Raw genomic sequence first — 16,687 nt, forward strand, 5'->3', positions numbered from 1 at the left:
ACCGTCATGGGCCTGACAGCGCCACGCGCGCCGCGCACACGCTGTCCCACTCACCACTTCCCACTCCCCCCCTCATACGGACTGCCGTTTGTTTCGCCGACAATCCGGAACTTCACCGGATTGCCAGCTCCACGTCCGGAACCCGTTTTGCTCCCACTCGCTTCGCTCGGACCCAGCGGGCTTTGCAGCCCATTCAACCGGAGTCCGTATCACTCCATTTCCAGCAGCATGCGGTGTGCCAGGCCGCGTCCGGAGGCGATCTGCCACGCGGCGCGGGCGTTGCCCTGCGTGATGGCCGCCATGAATTTCGGGTCGGCGCCCAGGGTGGTCAGCAGCCAGAAATCGCCCCAGACTTCCAGGCCCCAGCTCTGGCGCATGGCGCGGGCGGCCGCGACCCACACCGGTTCGGACAGGTGCTCCAGCGGCGCGATGAAGTGCAGTTCGCCGTCGGTGCCGGGGGTGCGGGCGACCTCGCGGCGGTACTCGGCCTGCTCGCGGCGCGTCATGCGTTCCAGGGTGCCGCTCTCGCAGTACGTGGCGGGAAAGGCGCTGAAGGTGTCGCGGCAGCGGGTGGGGCGCGCGTCGTACTGGCTGCACCCGCCGGTCTCGCGGTTCAGGATCGGGCAGTACCCGACCTCGTCGCGGTGGCGCTGCACGTACTGCTCGTCGCTGCGGGCGGTGCGGGCGTTGGCGACGGCCGCGCGGGCGTGCGTCTCGACCGCGCGGGCCTGCTCGGGGCTCAGGGCGGCCGTCATGATCAGCGCCTCGGCCAGACTGACGCGGATGGGCATGTTGCAGCACGCGAAGCAACCGGCGCCGCAGTACACGCGGCCGCCCTGCTGCTGGTAGCGTCCCAGCCAGCGTTCGGCCTGCTGGGCGTAACGGGCGTAACCGGCCCGGACGGGTTCGGTCACGGCGGCGTGGGGGGAGGGGCGTGCCTGAGTCATGGCGCGCAGCGTAGCGCGGGTATACTGGGCGCAACGTGTTCCGACGCCCCCGCACCCAGCCCCCGGCCCCAGGCACTCCTGACCCGCGCAAGACCGGGATATCGGTGCCAGGAGAGCCGCTGGACGCCACGCGCGTCCTGTCGGACCTGCTGTCCCGCCCGTCCCAGGAAGGCATTCTGGAAGGCGCGCTGTCGTACGCGGCGGCCCTGCTGGGCGGCCACGCGCAGGGCTACGCGGTCGTCCGGCGCGGCCAGGACCGCGTGGCGGCCGTGTTCGGCTACCCGAAAGAGCTGCTGGGCGCGGCCCTGAGCGGCCCGTGGGCGGGCATGCGGCCGCGCGTGCTGGCCGACGGGACGCGCGAACTGTACGAGCAGAACGGCCCGGAGGTGACGGCGCTGCTGGACACCTGCGGCATGCGGGACGTGACCGTGTCGCTGGTCGTGCCGCTCAGCGACCGGGGCCGGAACCTGGGGGCGCTGGTCCTGGACCGCACCGGCACCGAGGGCGTGACCCCCGGCGCGCAGGAGGCCGTCACGAAGTGGGCGGCGGCCGTCGCGCCGCTGCTGGGCGTCCTGGAGGGCCGCGAGGAGTGGAAGCAGGCCGCGCGGCAACTGACGGGCGCGCTCGTCGAGGCGGTCGAGAGCCGCGAGTTCGACTCGCTGGGTCACGCGCAGTCCGTGGCGGACGTCAGCATGAAACTCGGGCGGCTGGTCGGACTGGCGGGCCGGGAACTGGACGAACTGTGGTTCGCGGCGACCCTGCACGACCTGGGCAAGATTCACGGCGAGTCCGGGCACGCGCAGGTCGGCGCGAACTTCCTGCACGGCGTGCCTCACCTGGCCGAGGCGCAGAAGGCCATCCGGCACCACCACGAACGCTGGGACGGACAGGGCGAACCGGACAAACTGGCCGGCGAGGACATCCCGCTGTACGCCCGCATCCTGGCCGTCGCGAACGCCTTCGTGCGGATGGGCGACATGGAACGCCTGAAACCGCACGCCGGGAAGGCCCTGGACGCCCGGCTGGTCGGCCTGCTGGAGAAACTGCCCCGGTGATCACGCTCCCGGCGATCACGCGGCGTGCGCCCGGCCCTGGCGTCTGGAGCGCCCGTTGACACCCAGGCGCGCGCCTGCCGGTGACGGACCGGCGCCGCGCTTCCCGGTCCTGGAGGCGCGGTTCGGACCGCTGACCCCCATGGACGCCGGCATGCAGAGCCGCGTGTACGTCACGCCGGACGACGTGATCGTGAAGGTGTACCGCAATCACCAGGGCGACCACTGCACCGAGGCCGCCAACCTGCGCCGCGCGGGCCTGGGCGACTGGGTGATCGACGCGCTCGAGGCCGACGGGGTCGAGGCGCTGGTTATGAAACGCTTCCCCGGCCGTCCGCTGCGTCCCGCCGACGTGACCCGCGCCGCGCCCGCCCTGCGTGACGTGCTGCGCGAACTGCACCGCGAGCAGCGCGGCCGGGTGGACCTGCGCCGCGTGCGCGGACGCCTGCAACGCTTCCGCAGCGCCCTGGCCGCCTACCCGCTCGAGGACCTGTTCGACGCGGTCGAGATTCCGCTGGAACGCGGCCTGCTGGACCGCCCGGCGTCGTTCTGCCACCTGGACCTGTGGCAGGACAACATCCTGATCACGGACCCGCCCGAGCCCGAGCGGCTGCTGGTGATCGACTGGACCAAGAGCGGGTGGGACGACCCGCTGCGCGACCTGGCGCTGCTCAAGACCGGCACGCTGGACCTGCTCCCCCCGGACCAGAGCCTCGCCCTGGCGCTGGAGTTCCTGCCGGATCACGCGCCGGGCACCCTGACCCGCTACCGCGCGTACCTGGCGCTGACCACCCTGCACGACCTGTACTGGCTGCTGATGAACGAACCGTACGAGTTCGACGGCCAGCGCGCCGAGAAGGTCCCGCGCGCCCGGCACGCCCTGGCCCGCCTGCCCGCCCCGCCCTGAACCGGTATCGTGGGCAGCATGGTTACTGTCGTTACCCACCCCCTGGTCCAGCACAAACTCTCGGTCATGCGTGACGTCCACACCGGCGTGAAGGAATTCCGGGAACTGGCCGGCGAACTCAGCCTGCTGCTCGCCTACGAGGCCATGCGTGACCTGGAAACCGTGCAGGAGACCGTGCAGACGCCCATCACGCAGGCCGAGTTCCCGATGCTGAGCGGCAAGAAACTGGCGCTGGTCGCCATCCTTCGCGCCGGACTGATCATGACCGACGCGATCGTGCAGCTCGTCCCGGCCGCCAAGGTGGGCCACATCGGCCTGTACCGCGACCCCGAGTCGCTGCTGCCGGTCGCGTACTACAACAAGCTGCCCACCGACATCGCCGAACGCCGCGTGTTCCTGACCGACCCGATGCTCGCCACGGGCGGCAGCGCCGTCGCCGCCATCGAACGCCTCAAGGAGGCCGGGGCGACCAGCATCAAGCTGATGTGCATCCTGGCCGCGCCCGAGGGGATCGCCCTGATCGAACGCGAGCACCCGGACGTCGAGATGGTCGTGGCCGCCGTGGACTCGCACCTGAACGACCACGGCTACATCGTGCCGGGCCTGGGCGACGCGGGCGACCGCATCTACGGCACCAAGTGACCCGCCTCCTCCAGCGCTGACCCGGGCAGGGCTGACCCGGCGTCCCCTGGCCAGCCGGAGCGGCCCGGCCGGGGGTCTCCTTCTTTGGTGTGACCTGCCGGGCCCGCCCAGCCTTTACACTTGGGGCCGTTTATGGATTCCTTGCAGGCTCTTGCCGCCCAACTGGGCATTTCCGATCTGACCGGGCGCGGCTTTCTCAGCGTGCTGGTCACTTTCTTCACCGCGTGGCTGTTCACGTGGGTGTTCATTCCGCGGCTGCGTGAATTCGCGATCCGGGTCGGCTGGGCCGATCAGCCCAACGAACGCCGCCTGAACAAGGAGCCGCTGCCCAACGCGGGCGGACTGGCGATCTACGGCGGGTTCCTGGTAAGCATCATCGTGGCGTGGGCGCTGCGGCCCATCGCGGTGGACATCGTGAACATCCAGGTGCTCGCCATCCTGCTGGGCGCCTCCATGCTGGTCCTGGTGGGCTTCATCGACGACCAGTACGGCTTGACGCCCCTGTCGCGCCTGCTGGTGCAGACCCTGGCCGCCACGCTGCTGCTGGTCAACGACCTGCGCATCGACTTCAACGCCATTCCGTTCCTGCCGGTCGTGCCCGAACCGGTCAGCACGGTCCTGGGGACCCTCATGACCATCGTGTGGGTGCTGGCCCTCACAAACGCCGTGAACCTGCTCGACGGGGTGGACGGCGTGGTGGGCGGCGTGGCGTTCGTGGCGAGCTTCGTGCTGCTGGTCACGGCGGCGCAGTTCACGGACCGCGCGGCCGCCGTGATCCTGCTGGCCGGACTGTCCGGCGCGGCGCTGGGGTACCTGCGGCACAACTTCAACCCCAGCCGCATCATCATGGGTGACGCCGGCAGCACCCTGTTCGGGTACACGCTGGCCGCCGTGAGCCTGCTCGGCACCCTGAAATTCAGCGCCGGGGCCAGCCTGCTCGTGCCGCTGATCGTGCTGGCGCTGCCGCTGCTGGACACCACCCAGGTCGTGATCGGGCGGCTGGCGCGCGGCATCCGCAACCCGCTGGGCCACCCGGACAAGACCCACATCCACCACCGCGTCCTGGCCCGCACCGAGAGCGCACGCCGCACCGCCGTGATCCTGTGGCTGGTCGCGCTGGCCTGCGGAGCGCTCGGCATGAGCCTGCAGGGCGTGCCGCCCCTGGCGATCCTGGGCACGATCCTGAGCGCCGCCGCCTGTCTGTTCTTCGTCGCCTACCGCCGCATCCGCGCCGGCCATATCGAGCAGGCCGGGCGCGACTCGACGAACTGAGGAGCTGAACCCATGACCACCCCCGATTCCACGAACACCCCCCCGCCGACCCCAGAACGCACGGTCGTCCTCGCCTTCGGCACGCGCCCCGAGGCGACCAAGATGGCCCCGGTGTACCGAGCGCTTCAGGCCACGCCCGGCCTGCGGCCCCTGATCCTCTCGACCGGGCAGCAGCGGCAGATGCTGGACGCCGCCCTGAGCGTGTTCTCGCTCACCCCGGACCGCGACCTGAACGTCATGACCGACCGGCAGACCCTGGCGGACCTGACGGCCCGGATCGTCCCGCAGGCCGGACGGACCCTGCGCGAGATGGGCGCCGACATGGTCCTCGTGCACGGCGACACCAGCACCAGCTTCTGCGTGGCCCTCAGCGCCTTCTACGAGGGCATTCCGGTCGGGCACGTCGAGGCCGGACTGCGCAGCGGCGACCTGCGCGAACCCTTCCCCGAGGAGGCCAACCGCCGCCTGACCGGCGTGCTGTCCACCCTGGATTTTGCGCCCACGAATGGCAGCCGCGACAACCTGCGCCGCGAGGGTAAGAGTGACCACGGCATCTTCGTGACCGGCCAGACCGCCGTGGACGCCGTGCGCGAGGTCGCCGGGCGCGTCCCGCTGCGAGCGCAGTGGCAGGCGCGCGTGACCGCCGCTCAGCCGCTGGTGACCGTCACCATGCACCGCCGCGAGAACCAGCCCATGATGCGCGAGATGGCCCACGCCCTGGCCCGCGTGGCGCAGGCGCACCCGGACCATCACTTCATCTACCCCGTGCACCTGTCGCCCGCCGTGCAGGAAGCGGTGCGACCCGTGCTGGAGGGCGTACCGAACTTCGAACTGACCGAACCGCTCGATTACAGCGACATGGCCCCCCTGATGGCCGCCTCGCGCCTGCTCGCCACCGACAGCGGCGGCCTGCAGGAGGAAGGCGCGGCGCTGGGCGTGCCGGTCGCGGTGCTGCGAAACGTCACCGAACGCCCGGAAGGCGTGGAGGCCGGCGTGCTGAAACTCGCCGGGAACGATCCCACGCAGCTGGAAGCCGTCCTGACGGGCCTGCTGGGCAACGAGGCCGAACTGCAACGCATGCGCGAGGCCCGCAACCCCTACGGGGACGGACAGGCCGCCGGACGCATCGCCCGCGCCGTCGCGTGGCACTTCGGCCTGCAGGACCGCCCGGCCGACTGGCAGTAATCACGGACTCGGATTGAATGGGTCGCAAAGCCATTAGACCTCCTGCAAAAGTCCGAGTCTGCGCCCGGATGCCTCTTCATCGGGAGCAACACATCGCAGAAGCGAGGCAGCCTGAGAATCCACTTTCGCAGCAGGTCTAATGCTGGATACAAAGATGAAAAGGGATTTCATGCGGACTCCGATTGAATGGGCTGCAAAGCCCGTTCAATCCGAGCGAAGCGAGTGGGAGCAAAACGGGTTCCGGACGTGGAGTCGGCAATCCGGTGAAGTTCCGGATTGTCGGCGAAACAAACGGAATCCGTATCAGTTTAACTATCGCACGCTATATAATCGTCTCGCAATCATGTCATATCTCTGCAGAAACCCCGAAAGACTCTGCGGCGTTCTTTAGTGCGTGTCGATCCACTTTTACTGGAATTAGAATATGCTCACTGCTGGTGAGCATGATTGCTATGGCACCTCCTCTTCCCGCTGTGCGCCTAATGCTCGAGACCTCCTGCCATAGAATCATCTGGTGACGGTGAGGTTGATATACAGCCAATCCACCGGATTGAAGCACCACGGCAGTGCTAAATGAAGTGTAGAGCATAGAAGCTGCAACCACCATCCCTGAAAGCGGAAATAAAGCTACAAAAAATCTCATGGGGCGCGCCCAGAAACTCTCCTGTCCATTTCCTGCAACCATTAGAAGAAATAAGCCAGTTGATACAAACAGGATAATTAATACGGAGAAGTCGCCGATGTCCACTACATGAATCGCAGAACCTTTAAGATTTCGTGGCCGACGCCACCATGCAAAAACCGGGACGCTCAGCGTTATGCAAAGTATCAAAAAGAGTATTAACATTAATGCGTCCTCCTAATCTGTCAAGATCATTATACTAGACCTTCTGCAAAAATCTCTCTGCGTCTCAAAGCTGTGTCGGGATTCCTCCTTTCAGGCAGGAACAGCGGAGAGCCCGGGGGGCCTGAGAACCCACTTTCGCAGGAGGTCTATTCAATCCGAGCGGATGCGAATCGTAGAGCTGCCCCGCAGAGTGGGAGAGAAACGCCCCTTCAGACGTGGAGCTGGCAATCCGGTGAAGTTCCGGATGGTCAGCGAACGGCAGTCCGTATAACCCCGCGCCCCGCCCCGGACGGAGGCATCAGGAATCCTGCTTTCCTGATGCCTCCGTTTTCCATGGCACCTTTCCAGACCGTTCTACCGGATGCCGTATGCTGATCGCCTGTGACCTCCGAAGGAACCCGACCCGCCGCGCATACGACCCCGCACCTGGCGGTGGTGCTCAACCCGAACGCCGGGGGCGGCCTCGCGCTGCACTCCTGGCCGCGACTGGAACGCGAACTGCACGCCCGGCACCTGAGCCACGAACTGATCCGCGAACCCAGCGGCGAGGCGGCCCTGGCGCGGCTGCGGGCGCTCCCGCCCGGCACGGCCGTCATGGCCGTCGGCGGGGACGGCACGGTGGGCGCGCTGCTGCCCGCCCTGGTCGGAACGGAGCGCCCCCTGGCCATCGTGCCGCTGGGCACCGGGAACGACTTCGCGGGCCTGCTGGGCCTGCGCCCCGGCGCGTTCGCCGAGGCCCTGGACCGCCTGAACTACCAGCCGCGCGCCGTGGACGCTCTGCGCGTCACCATCCATCGGGGGGACGGCGCGGGCCGTAGCCACCTGCTGCTGAACGGCCTGGGCATGGGCTTCGACTCGGACGTCACCGCCAACATGACCCGCGCGCCCGCCCGGCTGCGCGGCTTCGCCCGCTACGCGTGGTCGGCGGTCGCCACCATCCGCGAACTGAAGCTCACTCCCGTCACCATCACCGCCGACGGGCAGCCCCTGTACGCCGGGCCCAGCGGCATTGTGGCCGTCATGAACGGCACCCGCTACGGCGGCGGCTTCCGGATCAGCCCGGACAGCGACGTGCGCGACGGGCAGGTGAACGTCGTCGCGGGCGGCGACATGAACCGCCGCCAGCTGACCGGCCTGATGCTCCGCGTGCTGCGCGGCGCGCACCTGCAGGACCCGCGCGTCCACACCCGCGCCGCCCGGCACGTCACGGTCCGCTGGGACGCCCCGGTGCGCGTGCACCTCGACGGCGACCTGCACGGCCGCGTGACCGAACTGCACGTCGAAACCCTCCCCGGCGCCGTGCACCTCCTGAACGCCTGAAAAAGGGAGATGGTGAATGGTTGATCAAGAGTTTCCACAGGCGAGGGAATAGCGACCAGCACGAAGGCCCAGGAGGCAGGGGCTTGAAATTCCCCGGTCTCATGGGCCTTTATGCGAAGTGACTATGCCTCGCACACCCAGCCTACCGCAAAGCATCATCACCGCTCAGCTGAACCGAGTCACCAGCCTCAGCGGTCTCGTTCCCTACAGCACCTTGCGCAAAAGCGCCATCTCCCAGGAGATGGCGCGGAACTCCTTCGAATCGACAGAAGACCTCCAGCGCCGCGCCAGGAACGCGCCGTCCGGCGCGTTCCTGGCCATTGATTTCGTCATGGTGCCCCACGCTGGACGGACGATGGAAGGCGTCAACTACCACTACAGTGGTCAGGCCCAGACCCGTCTCGGTCATCAGTTCACCTCCGCTGCTCTGGTCAGGTTCGGTGAAGATCCAGTTCCACTCCTGGAGCGATTCAAAGTGTCACAGGCCCTGCATACAGAGCGCTATCCGTACCGTACAGCGACTCAGGAAATGATCCACGTCGTCCAGGATTGCCTCACGGCCGGCATCCCCATGGCGGGTCTTCTGTTGGATGGAGAGTTCGGGAGGGATGCAGCCATGACCTTCAGTCGCCAGCATCAGATTCCGGTCCTGATCCGTGCCAAAGCCAATATGACGGTGCAGTTCGAGGGTGAGTCCCTCACCCTCAATGCGCTGAGCAAACAATTCCCTCCGGACCGCTGCCACCTGTACGCGGAGTTCGGATGGCGTGTCCGCCGCTTGCCGGTCGCCCGTGAGGTCGGTGGGTTCGATGTCCTGATCGTGTGGCGCAAAGTGCACGGTGAGTGGACGCGCTTTTTCCTGTTCAGCACGTTTGGTGGTGACGTCACGGTTCGCTCGCTGCTGCGGGCCTGGAAGGCCCGCTGGGGAATCGAGGTGATTCACCGGTTCTTCAAGCAGAACCTGGGGCTGGGACGTTGTCATTGCCGGACGATCCAGGCGCAGGAGAACTGGGTGTGGTGCGTGGTGGAGGCCTTTCACGCGGTGTTACGGGTGCGTCGGGAAGTACCAGGAGTGACGTGGAGGGCCGCACAACAGCAGGCGGCTCTGAATGCAGAAAAGTACGTCCTGACCGGCCTTGAGCAGGATGGACCCCTGCCTGAGGCCGCGTGACACGTCATCGGCAGTGAAATGGAAACTCTTGGTTGATGGGTGATGGAGGCCAGCGCGGCGCTCCATCACCCATCGACTTTCAATCTGCTCCGGGCGTTACTTCAGTTTGGCGAGGGCGGCCTTGGCAGCCTCAAGATTGCGCTTCTCCCAGAAGGTGTTGGCGCGCATGCCGACGGCCTTCTGAAATTGCGCGGCGGCCTCGGTCTTCTTGCCCATGGTGAGCAAGGCGTTGCCATACTCGAAGCGGTGCACTGCCTCTTCAGGTTCCAGCGCGATGGCCTTCTCAAAGTTCGAGACGACGTTCCCGCGTGTGGCGCCGGTGGCCTGCACCGCAATGGCGCCCTTGAGGCCGCCGGCGTCCAGATTGGCATTCCAGAGTCCCAGCGCGACGTACGCTCCGGCGAGCTTAGGATCGAGCTTGATGGCCGTATCGAGGTTCTTCTTCATGTCCTGCGCGAGACCCAGGCTCTGGAAGATGCCACTGAACTGCGCGAGGCGGCCCTGGGCGCGGGCCATCTCGAAGTACGCCTCGGCGTTGTTCTTGTCCTTGGCGATGGCCTGCTTGGCGTAGCCCTGTGCCTTCTCGAACAGCGCTTTTTTCTGGTTGTCGGGAACCAGGGCGGAACCGGCGGTGGTGGCCTCGGCGGCCAGGGCGAAGCCTTCGCTGCTGTTCAGGGCGGCGGCGGCGGTGGCGGCGGCCTGCCAGTTGCCCTGTTCGAACAGGCTGGTGGCGGCCTGCAGGGACTGGGCAGACGCGGTGGCGGCAAGGGTAAGGGCGGCAGTGACGATGAATGAACGCATGAACTTCCTCCGGTGAGGTGCTGCTGTGATTTGAGTTGAACGCTGTCGCGGAGTATACACATCCGCCGCGCCGGAATGCTGACGAGACCGTCAGGAACGGCAAGCCTGTCTTTTCATGAACCGGGTTCATCGGCCCTCGCGGATGCGCTAGGCTTCGTGTTGACGTGGACTGGAAGGCCGTACTCTCGGACCTGCGCGCCCACCTGCCCCCCGGTGGGGGTGGGGTGGTGCGCGGCAGTCTGCGCTGGCTGGAAGCCGAGATGCGGGCCAGCGGGGCCAACCCGTCGAGCGTGCGCAACATCATCTACCGTGACGTGGGTACCCCGGCGGACAAGGCGGCGCTGCGGGCCGTGCTGGCTGGACTGGCCCGCGAGGTCGGCCGGCCCCTGCCGGACACGCCGCTGCCCGAAGCGCCGCCGGCCGTGCCGGATGAACTGGACCTCCTGGGCCGCAGCAAGAAACGCGCCTACCGGCAGTTCCTGGCGGGGGTGCGGGCGGGCCGCGCGCCGCGCCTGATCGTGTGCGGCCGGGCTGGGGCGGGCAAGACGGTGCTGCTGTCGCACGTGGCGCGCGCCCTGGCCGCGCAGGGCGTGCCGGTCCGGCAGCTGTTCCTGTCGGGCGAGGCGGCCGGGACGCTCCAGGCCCCCGCGCCGTCCGGGTCGTCGTTCGCGGCGCTGGCGCAGGCGCAACTGGATGGGGCGCGGCAGGCGCTGCCGGCGAGCGGGGCGCTGCTGCTGCGCGTCACGGGCGACCTGACCCTGCACGGCGGCCCGCCCCGCCTGCCCGGTGGAACGCCGGTGGACCCCGCCACCTGGGCCGCGCAGACCCTGCTGGAACGCGCCCCGGCGGGAGTGGCGGTGCTGCTGGCGGTCGAGGGGGACGCGCCGGCCGGGGCGCCGTGCGAGGTGATCGAGCTGCGCCCCCCCACGGCCGCCGAGGCGCGCGAGTACCTGATGGCCCGCCTGAACGTCCCGCGCGCCGAGGCGGACCGGCTGGTGCAGGAGACCGGGCGGCACCTGGACCGCCTGACCCTCCTGGCGAGCCTGAGTGGGGGGGACGTGCGTCCGGCCGACCTGCTGGGCGACCCGGATTCGCGCCTGCTGACGGAACGCACCGCCGCCCTGCACGCCGCCGGACCCGACCGCGCCGCGCCGTGGCCGGACGCGCTGCTGGGGGCGTTGCTGGGCGGCGCGCCCGCCACCCTGCCTCCGCACGCGCGGGCGTTGCTGCGCGGCACCCCGGAGGGCGGCTGGCGGCCCGCGCCGGTCCTGAGTGCCGCGTGGCCCGCCGTGTCCCGCGCCGCGCAGACCGGGGGGCTGCGAATCCTGACCCGGCTGGAAGACCCGGCGCTCGGCGCGTACCGGCTGGCGGCGCTGGCGGCGTTGCAGGACTGGACGGCGCTGGCCGCGCACGTGGCCGCCCACCCGGACGACATCCGGTACCTGCCGGCGCTGTGGCCGGCGCTGCGGGCCGCGCCGCCCGGCCCGGACCGTGAAACGCTGGCCCGCGCGGTCGTCACGCATCACGCCGGGCGCGGCGAGTACAACGAACCCCGCGCCCGCGACGCCCTGTTCACGCTGATGGAATCCCCACGGGACGCCGTGCGTGCCTGGGCGCGCGTGAAACTGGCCGAGAGCAGCCTGGAGGGGGGTAACATGGACGCCGCCCGCACCCAGCTGGAGCATCCGGACGTGACGGGCATGGACCTGGGCAGCCTGAACGCCGCCGGGCACGCCGCGACGCGGGACCCGTGGACCGTCACGGCGCAGGCGGACGCGCTGCTGGTGCACGCCGCGCTGGCCCGCTGGCAGGGCGACCTGGCCGGCGCGACCCGCGCGGCGGGCGATCCGCGCGCGCAGCAGGGCGGGCCGCGTGCGCTGCTGTGGCGCGGCCTGATCGCCAAGGACGCGGGCCGCTGGGACGAGGCGCTCGGGGCGCTGCGGGCCGTTCCGGCGTCCAGTCCGCTGCTGTCGGCCCGCGCCCGTTACCAGCAGGGGGACCTGTACCTGCGGCTCGGGCAGCCGGGCGAGGCGCTGGGCGCGCTGCTGGACGCCTCGGCGCGGCTGGAAGCGGCGGGCGGCAGCGCCGAGGAGGTCGCGCGGGTCCTGGCGCGCACCGCGACCGCGCAGCGCCGCCTGGGGCGCCCGTCCGACGCGCTGGACAGCCTGAACGCGGCGCTGACCCGCATTCCCGCCGACGAGCGCCGTCACGCGGACGGCGTGCCGCGCGCCCGGCTGCTCTCGGAGGGCGTGCCGATCCTGCTGGCGCTGGGCCGGCACGACGAGGCGCTGGCGCAGGCGGCGCGGGCGCTGGGTCTGCTGGCCCGCAGCGAGGTCCGCCCCGCCGAGACCCGCTACCGCGAGCGGCGCACCCGGTACCGCGTGGCACTGGCGTACCTGTCGCGCGGGCTGGGACGCCCGTACCTGCAGCCGTTGCTGGGGCCGCCGCCCGGCGCGGACCACCCGGATCTGGTGCAGGCCCGCGTCATCCTGGACGGGCTGCTGGAGCAGGCGCAGCCGCGCGGGGACCGCGAGCAGATGCTGCGCTTCGACATGCTGCTCAGCCGCGCCCTGAGCGAACCGGACCCGGCGCGGGCGCTGGTGTTCACGGACCGGGCGCTCGGCATGGCCGGGCACGCCTACGAGGAAGCGCAGGCGCGCGTCATGCGGGCCGACGTGCTGTTACGGACCGGGCCGCAGGAGGCGGCGCTGCCGGACCTGAACCGCGCGCACGCCCTGCTGCGCCGCGTGCAGGTCGGCCTGAGCGGCGCGGGCGCGGCCGTCGGTTCGCCGGACGGCGCGGCCGCCCCCGATCCGGGGCTGCACGCGCAACTGCTGGCGCTGGAGGCCCGCGCGACCATCCGCGAGGGCGCCCCGGCGCTGCGCTGGCTGCGGGACGCGCTGCGTGCCGGGGCGGGCGGGGACCTGCGCGCCTTCCAGGGCGGGGTGTGGCGCGAGGCGGCGCTGGCGCTGGAGGCCTTCCACCCGGACCCGGCCGGGGTGCTGCGGGACCTGGGCGTGCCGTTCGACCCGCAGGTCCTGCGTCCCTCGGACGCCCTGCGCCTGCACGACCACGCCGGGCACGCCGGGTAGCAGACTTCGCGGAAGCGGGCTCCCGGAAAGGGTGGCGGGTGGCCGTGAACCCGCGGGGCGTGCCCTCCGCCGCGGGGCAGAACTGAAAACCGCTGTGAAAGCCGCTATGCTGTGCGGCGTGAGTACCAGTGAATCGCAGGCCGGGGGCCGCGCTGCTGTCCGCCTGCTACAGGGGTATGTGTGGCATCCGCAGGACGCCGACATCGAGCTTGAACATTACCTGCCACGCGAGCTCGACCTGACCGGCGGCGACAGCGAGGGCGCGCACGTCCTGTGGGACGGCGTGAACCCGCCTTTTGCCTTCTTCGAGAACGGCGAACCGACCGCGTCGCAGGCGTTCTACCAGTTCACGGTGCTGCGCGTGTACGACGAGCGTCCCAGCAACGAGGCGCTGCACGAGGACGCCACGCTGGCCAGCGGGCTGCTCGACCCGCTGCTGGAAGCCACGCCGCAGGGATTCGGCTGGCAGCTGTGGGAGGACCTGCGCGACCTATGACGGCGTCCCTGGACTGGTTCGACCTGCGCGTGGAGGGTGACCCGCACCCGCGCCGCTTCGATTCGGCCGCGTCGGCCCGCGCGTACCTGCTGCGGGTGGAACGCCTGAGCGAGGAGGCGGCCGACGAGCTGCTGATCGCGGGCGAGGTGCATCCGCCCCTGTCGCGCCGCTCGCTGGAACTGCGGCCCCTGCGCGCCGAATGAACCCGGACGGCGGGCCAGAGGCGGCAGGAAACGCGCTGCCCGAGCCGGGACCGGTCGTGGCGATTCCCGTGTACGCCGGGGTCAGCGAACTGGAACTGGGCGTCATGATGACCGTGTGCCGCCTGTGCGGCGGCGAGGGCGCGGCCCTGACCGTGAACCGCTCGCGGGCCAGTATCGTCACGGCGGGCGGGCTGGTCAGCACCCCGCACGTGCTGTACGCGGCGCTGCCGGAACCGGCGGGCCTGCTGCTGCCCGGCGGTCCCGGCGCGGCCCGCGCCAGCCGGGACCCGCTGCTGCGCGCCTTCCTGGCGGCGCACGCGGCCCTGCCGACCGGCGCTTCGGGCAGCGGAGCGCTGCTGTGCGGCGAGGCGGGCACCCTGAACGGGCTCGTGGTGGGCGGCCCCGCCGAGCTGGAGGGCACCCTGTGGGGCTTCGGCGTGGCGGGCGTGCAGGCCGGGCAGGTCGTGACCGACGGGCCGCTGATGACCACCCCGTCCGGGCTGCCGGCCCTCCAGGCGGCGCTGCACGTGGCGGCGCGGGTGTGGGGCGAGGAGGCGGCCGCGCAGGCCGCCGAGCAGATCGGTTACCGGCCACTCTGACCCCGGTCCGCTGTGACGATCCCCGCCCGCGTTCGTGTGTGAGGCGAACCGGGGGCGGATGATACGCTGACGGCATGGATCAGGCTGCGTTTGACCGTTACCTTGCGCTGCGGGCCGAAATCGCCCGCCACAACCGCGCGTACCACGAGCAGGACGCCCCGGAGATCCCGGACAGCGAGTACGACGCCATGGCCCGCGACCTGCGCGCCCTGGAAACCGCGAACCCCGACTGGGCGGCCCGCGCCGCCGAAACCGACGGCCAGAACCTGAGCCCCGCACAGGCGGTGGGCGGCGCGCCCGCCGGGGCCTTCGTGCCTGTGAACCACCCCACGCCCATGACCAGCCTCGACAACGTCTTCAGCGACGAGGAACTGGACGACTGGCGCGAGAAACTGGCCCGCGCCCTCAACCTCCCGGCCGACCACGACGACTTCACGTTCACGGGCGAACTGAAGATCGACGGCCTGAGCGTCAACCTGTACTACCTGAACGGCGAACTCCAGTGGGCCGCCACGCGCGGCAACGGCGTGACCGGCGAGATCGTGACCGCGCAGGTCGCCACCGTGCCCGGCATTCCCACGAGTCTGCCCGGCCTGAGCGGCGAACTGGAGGTGCGCGGCGAGGTGTACATGAGCCGCGCGGACTTCGCGGCGTTCAACGAGCAGGCCGAGGAACTTGGCACGCCCCTGCTGAAAAACCCCCGCAACGGCGCGGCGGGCGCGCTGCGGCAGAAGGACCCGGAAGTGACCCGCACCCGCAACCTCCGCGCGATCTTCTACTCGCTGGGCCGGCGCGACGGCGTGCCCGCCACCACCCAGGGCGAGGTGCTGGCGTGGCTGGCCGAGCAGGGCTTCCCGGTCAGCGCGTACAGCGAGACGCTGCGCGGCCTGAGCGCCGCCGCCGACTACCACGCCCGCATGACCGCCCGGCGCCAGACCTTCGAGTTCGACGCGGACGGCACGGTCCTGAAACTGGACCCGCTGCGCCTGCAGGAGGAGGCGGGCTTCACCAGCCGCGCGCCCCGCTGGGCCATCGCGTACAAGTTCCCGGTCGAGGAGGTCGAGACGACCCTGGAAGCCATCAGCGTGAACGTGGGCCGCACCGGGAAACTCGCGCCGCTGGCGCACCTCGCGCCGCGCCTGATCGAGGGCAGCACCGTCAGCCGCGCCACTCTGCACAACGAGGACTTCATCCGCGACCTCGACCTGCACATCGGGGATACGGTCGTGGTCCGCAAGTCCGGCGGCGTGATCCCGCAGATCATGCGCGTCCTGCACGAGAAACGCCCCGACGGCGCCCAGCCCTATGTGTTCCCGACCCACTGCCCCGAGTGCGGCCACGAGGTCACCCGCGCCGACGGCGACGCGAACACCTACTGCCCGAACCCTGCCTGCCCCGCCCAGGCCTTCGAGCGCATCCGGTACTTCGTGTCGCGCGGCGCGATGGACGTGCGCGGCATCGGCGAGAAACTCGTCGCGCAACTCATCGAATCCGGACTCGTCCGCGACGTCTCGGACCTGTACACCCTGAACGCCGAACAGCTGGCCGGACTGGAACGCGGCGGCGAGAAGAAAGCGCAGAACATCCTCGCGCAGCTGGAAGCCAGCCGTACGAAACCGCTGTGGCGACTGGTGAACGCGCTCGGCATGAACCACGTGGGCGAACGCAACGCGCAGGCGCTGGCCCGCGCGTTCGGCACGCTGGACGGCCTGCTGGCCGCCACGCCCGAACAGATCGAGGCCGTGCCCGGCATGGGCGGCGTGATCGCCCAGAGCGTCACGGCGGCCCTGGCCGACCCCAGCATGCGCGGCGTGATCGAGCGGCTGCGCGCCCACGGCGTGAACCCCGCCGCAGAAGTCACCCGGCGCGGCGAGCAGCTGGTGGGGCTCAACTTCGTGATCACCGGCACCCTGACCCGCCCGCGCGACGCCATCAAGGCGCAACTGGAAGCCGCCGGGGGCCGCGTGACCGGCAGCGTCACCGGCAAGACCAGCTTCCTGATCGCCGGGGAAGAGGCCGGCAGTAAACTGACGCGCGCCCAGGAACTCGGCGTGAGCGTCCTGACCGAGGCCGAACTGGCCGACCTGCTGCGCGAGCGGGGCGTGACCGAACTGGACTGACAGCCGCGCCCGGCCCCGCGACTTCCCGGGCGC

15 protein-coding genes are annotated in these 16,687 nt (G+C 70.1%); 12 read left to right on the forward strand and 3 right to left on the reverse strand.

All coding sequences use genetic code 11. The features are described 5' to 3' along the window. Positions 1-209: 209 nt before the first annotated feature. Positions 210-947, reverse strand: a complete 738-nt coding sequence (locus tag BXU09_RS13440; protein WP_078304028.1) for a YkgJ family cysteine cluster protein — start codon at positions 945-947, stop codon at positions 210-212. Positions 948-982: 35 nt separating this feature from the next. On the opposite strand from BXU09_RS13440, the gene BXU09_RS13445 reads away from it, so the two are divergent. The 5 genes from BXU09_RS13445 (at position 983) to wecB (ending at position 6,005) form a co-directional block, all read left to right on the forward strand. Beyond that, positions 983-2,002 carry an HD domain-containing phosphohydrolase gene (locus BXU09_RS13445; protein ID WP_078304042.1) on the forward strand — a complete coding sequence of 340 codons (1,020 nt, stop codon included), beginning with the start codon at positions 983-985 and terminating at the stop codon, positions 2,000-2,002. A 55-nt stretch (positions 2,003-2,057) separates the two neighbouring features. Further along, the gene (locus BXU09_RS13450; RefSeq protein ID WP_230286536.1) at positions 2,058-2,906 is read left to right on the forward strand and encodes a phosphotransferase; all 849 of its coding nucleotides are present in this window, start codon (positions 2,058-2,060) and stop codon (positions 2,904-2,906) included. 18 nt (positions 2,907-2,924) lie between these two features. Continuing rightward, the gene (gene upp, locus BXU09_RS13455; protein ID WP_078305035.1) at positions 2,925-3,548 is read left to right on the forward strand and encodes a uracil phosphoribosyltransferase; all 624 of its coding nucleotides are present in this window, start codon (positions 2,925-2,927) and stop codon (positions 3,546-3,548) included. 132 nt (positions 3,549-3,680) lie between these two features. Then, complete coding sequence (locus tag BXU09_RS13460) at positions 3,681-4,820, forward strand: MraY family glycosyltransferase (protein ID WP_078304049.1); 1,140 nt, start codon at positions 3,681-3,683, stop codon at positions 4,818-4,820. Positions 4,821-4,832: 12 nt separating this feature from the next. Further along, complete coding sequence (gene wecB, locus BXU09_RS13465; protein WP_078304052.1) at positions 4,833-6,005, forward strand: UDP-N-acetylglucosamine 2-epimerase (non-hydrolyzing); 1,173 nt, start codon at positions 4,833-4,835, stop codon at positions 6,003-6,005. A gap of 346 nt (positions 6,006-6,351) precedes the next feature. Here the strand turns inward: wecB and BXU09_RS20320 are convergent, their stop codons facing one another. Beyond that, the gene (locus BXU09_RS20320) at positions 6,352-6,753 is read right to left on the reverse strand and encodes a hypothetical protein (protein WP_144012122.1); all 402 of its coding nucleotides are present in this window, start codon (positions 6,751-6,753) and stop codon (positions 6,352-6,354) included. A 480-nt stretch (positions 6,754-7,233) separates the two neighbouring features. Here BXU09_RS20320 and BXU09_RS13470 point away from each other — a divergent pair, with 480 nt between their 5' ends. Together BXU09_RS13470 and BXU09_RS13475 are read left to right on the forward strand one after the other, a co-directional pair. Continuing rightward, positions 7,234-8,172: a diacylglycerol kinase family protein gene (locus BXU09_RS13470; protein WP_078304056.1), complete on the forward strand. Its 939-nt coding sequence runs from the start codon at positions 7,234-7,236 to the stop codon at positions 8,170-8,172. A gap of 124 nt (positions 8,173-8,296) precedes the next feature. Further along, positions 8,297-9,343 (forward strand): transposase, encoded by a 1,047-nt coding sequence (locus BXU09_RS13475; RefSeq protein WP_078305160.1) that lies wholly within the window; start codon positions 8,297-8,299, stop codon positions 9,341-9,343. A gap of 96 nt (positions 9,344-9,439) precedes the next feature. Here BXU09_RS13475 and BXU09_RS13480 read toward each other — a convergent pair whose 3' ends face one another. Beyond that, positions 9,440-10,144 (reverse strand): hypothetical protein, encoded by a 705-nt coding sequence (locus tag BXU09_RS13480; protein ID WP_078304062.1) that lies wholly within the window; start codon positions 10,142-10,144, stop codon positions 9,440-9,442. Positions 10,145-10,308: 164 nt separating this feature from the next. Here BXU09_RS13480 and BXU09_RS13485 point away from each other — a divergent pair, with 164 nt between their 5' ends. From BXU09_RS13485 to ligA, 5 genes are all read left to right on the forward strand, one after another. After that, a complete protein-coding gene (locus BXU09_RS13485) occupies positions 10,309-13,236 on the forward strand; it encodes a hypothetical protein (RefSeq protein ID WP_078304065.1) in 2,928 nt (975 codons plus the stop codon). Between the two features lie 118 nt (positions 13,237-13,354). Continuing rightward, on the forward strand, positions 13,355-13,732 hold the full coding sequence (locus BXU09_RS13490) for a DUF3208 domain-containing protein (protein ID WP_144012123.1): 378 nt from the start codon (positions 13,355-13,357) through the stop codon (positions 13,730-13,732). Further along, entirely contained in the window at positions 13,729-13,935 is a 207-nt protein-coding gene (locus BXU09_RS13495) for a hypothetical protein (protein ID WP_078304074.1), read from the forward strand. The genes BXU09_RS13490 and BXU09_RS13495 overlap by 4 nt, the downstream gene beginning before the upstream one ends. Beyond that, complete coding sequence (locus BXU09_RS13500) at positions 13,932-14,534, forward strand: transcriptional regulator (RefSeq protein ID WP_078304078.1); 603 nt, start codon at positions 13,932-13,934, stop codon at positions 14,532-14,534. Before BXU09_RS13495 ends, BXU09_RS13500 begins: the two co-directional genes overlap by 4 nt. A 74-nt stretch (positions 14,535-14,608) precedes the next feature. Further along, a complete protein-coding gene (gene ligA / locus BXU09_RS13505) occupies positions 14,609-16,654 on the forward strand; it encodes an NAD-dependent DNA ligase LigA (RefSeq protein ID WP_078304082.1) in 2,046 nt (681 codons plus the stop codon). Positions 16,655-16,687 lie beyond the last annotated feature (33 nt).

It is taken from the genome of Deinococcus sp. LM3 (genome assembly GCF_002017875.1).
In the GTDB taxonomy this organism is placed as follows: domain Bacteria; phylum Deinococcota; class Deinococci; order Deinococcales; family Deinococcaceae; genus Deinococcus.

What these genes read in the sequence shown, in the direction of transcription:
- BXU09_RS13500 (WP_078304078.1), top strand. Translation starts at nt 13,932, where the DNA reads ATGAACCCGGACGGCGGGCCAGAGGCGGCAGGAAACGCGCTGCCCGAG.
- upp (WP_078305035.1), top strand. Translation starts at nt 2,925, where the DNA reads ATGGTTACTGTCGTTACCCACCCCCTGGTCCAGCACAAACTCTCGGTC.
- wecB (WP_078304052.1), top strand. Translation starts at nt 4,833, where the DNA reads ATGACCACCCCCGATTCCACGAACACCCCCCCGCCGACCCCAGAACGC.
- BXU09_RS13475 (WP_078305160.1), top strand. Translation starts at nt 8,297, where the DNA reads ATGCCTCGCACACCCAGCCTACCGCAAAGCATCATCACCGCTCAGCTG.
- BXU09_RS13480 (WP_078304062.1), bottom strand. Translation starts at nt 10,144, where the DNA reads ATGCGTTCATTCATCGTCACTGCCGCCCTTACCCTTGCCGCCACCGCG.
- BXU09_RS13495 (WP_078304074.1), top strand. Translation starts at nt 13,729, where the DNA reads ATGACGGCGTCCCTGGACTGGTTCGACCTGCGCGTGGAGGGTGACCCG.
- ligA (WP_078304082.1), top strand. Translation starts at nt 14,609, where the DNA reads ATGGATCAGGCTGCGTTTGACCGTTACCTTGCGCTGCGGGCCGAAATC.
- BXU09_RS13440 (WP_078304028.1), bottom strand. Translation starts at nt 947, where the DNA reads ATGACTCAGGCACGCCCCTCCCCCCACGCCGCCGTGACCGAACCCGTC.
- BXU09_RS13460 (WP_078304049.1), top strand. Translation starts at nt 3,681, where the DNA reads ATGGATTCCTTGCAGGCTCTTGCCGCCCAACTGGGCATTTCCGATCTG.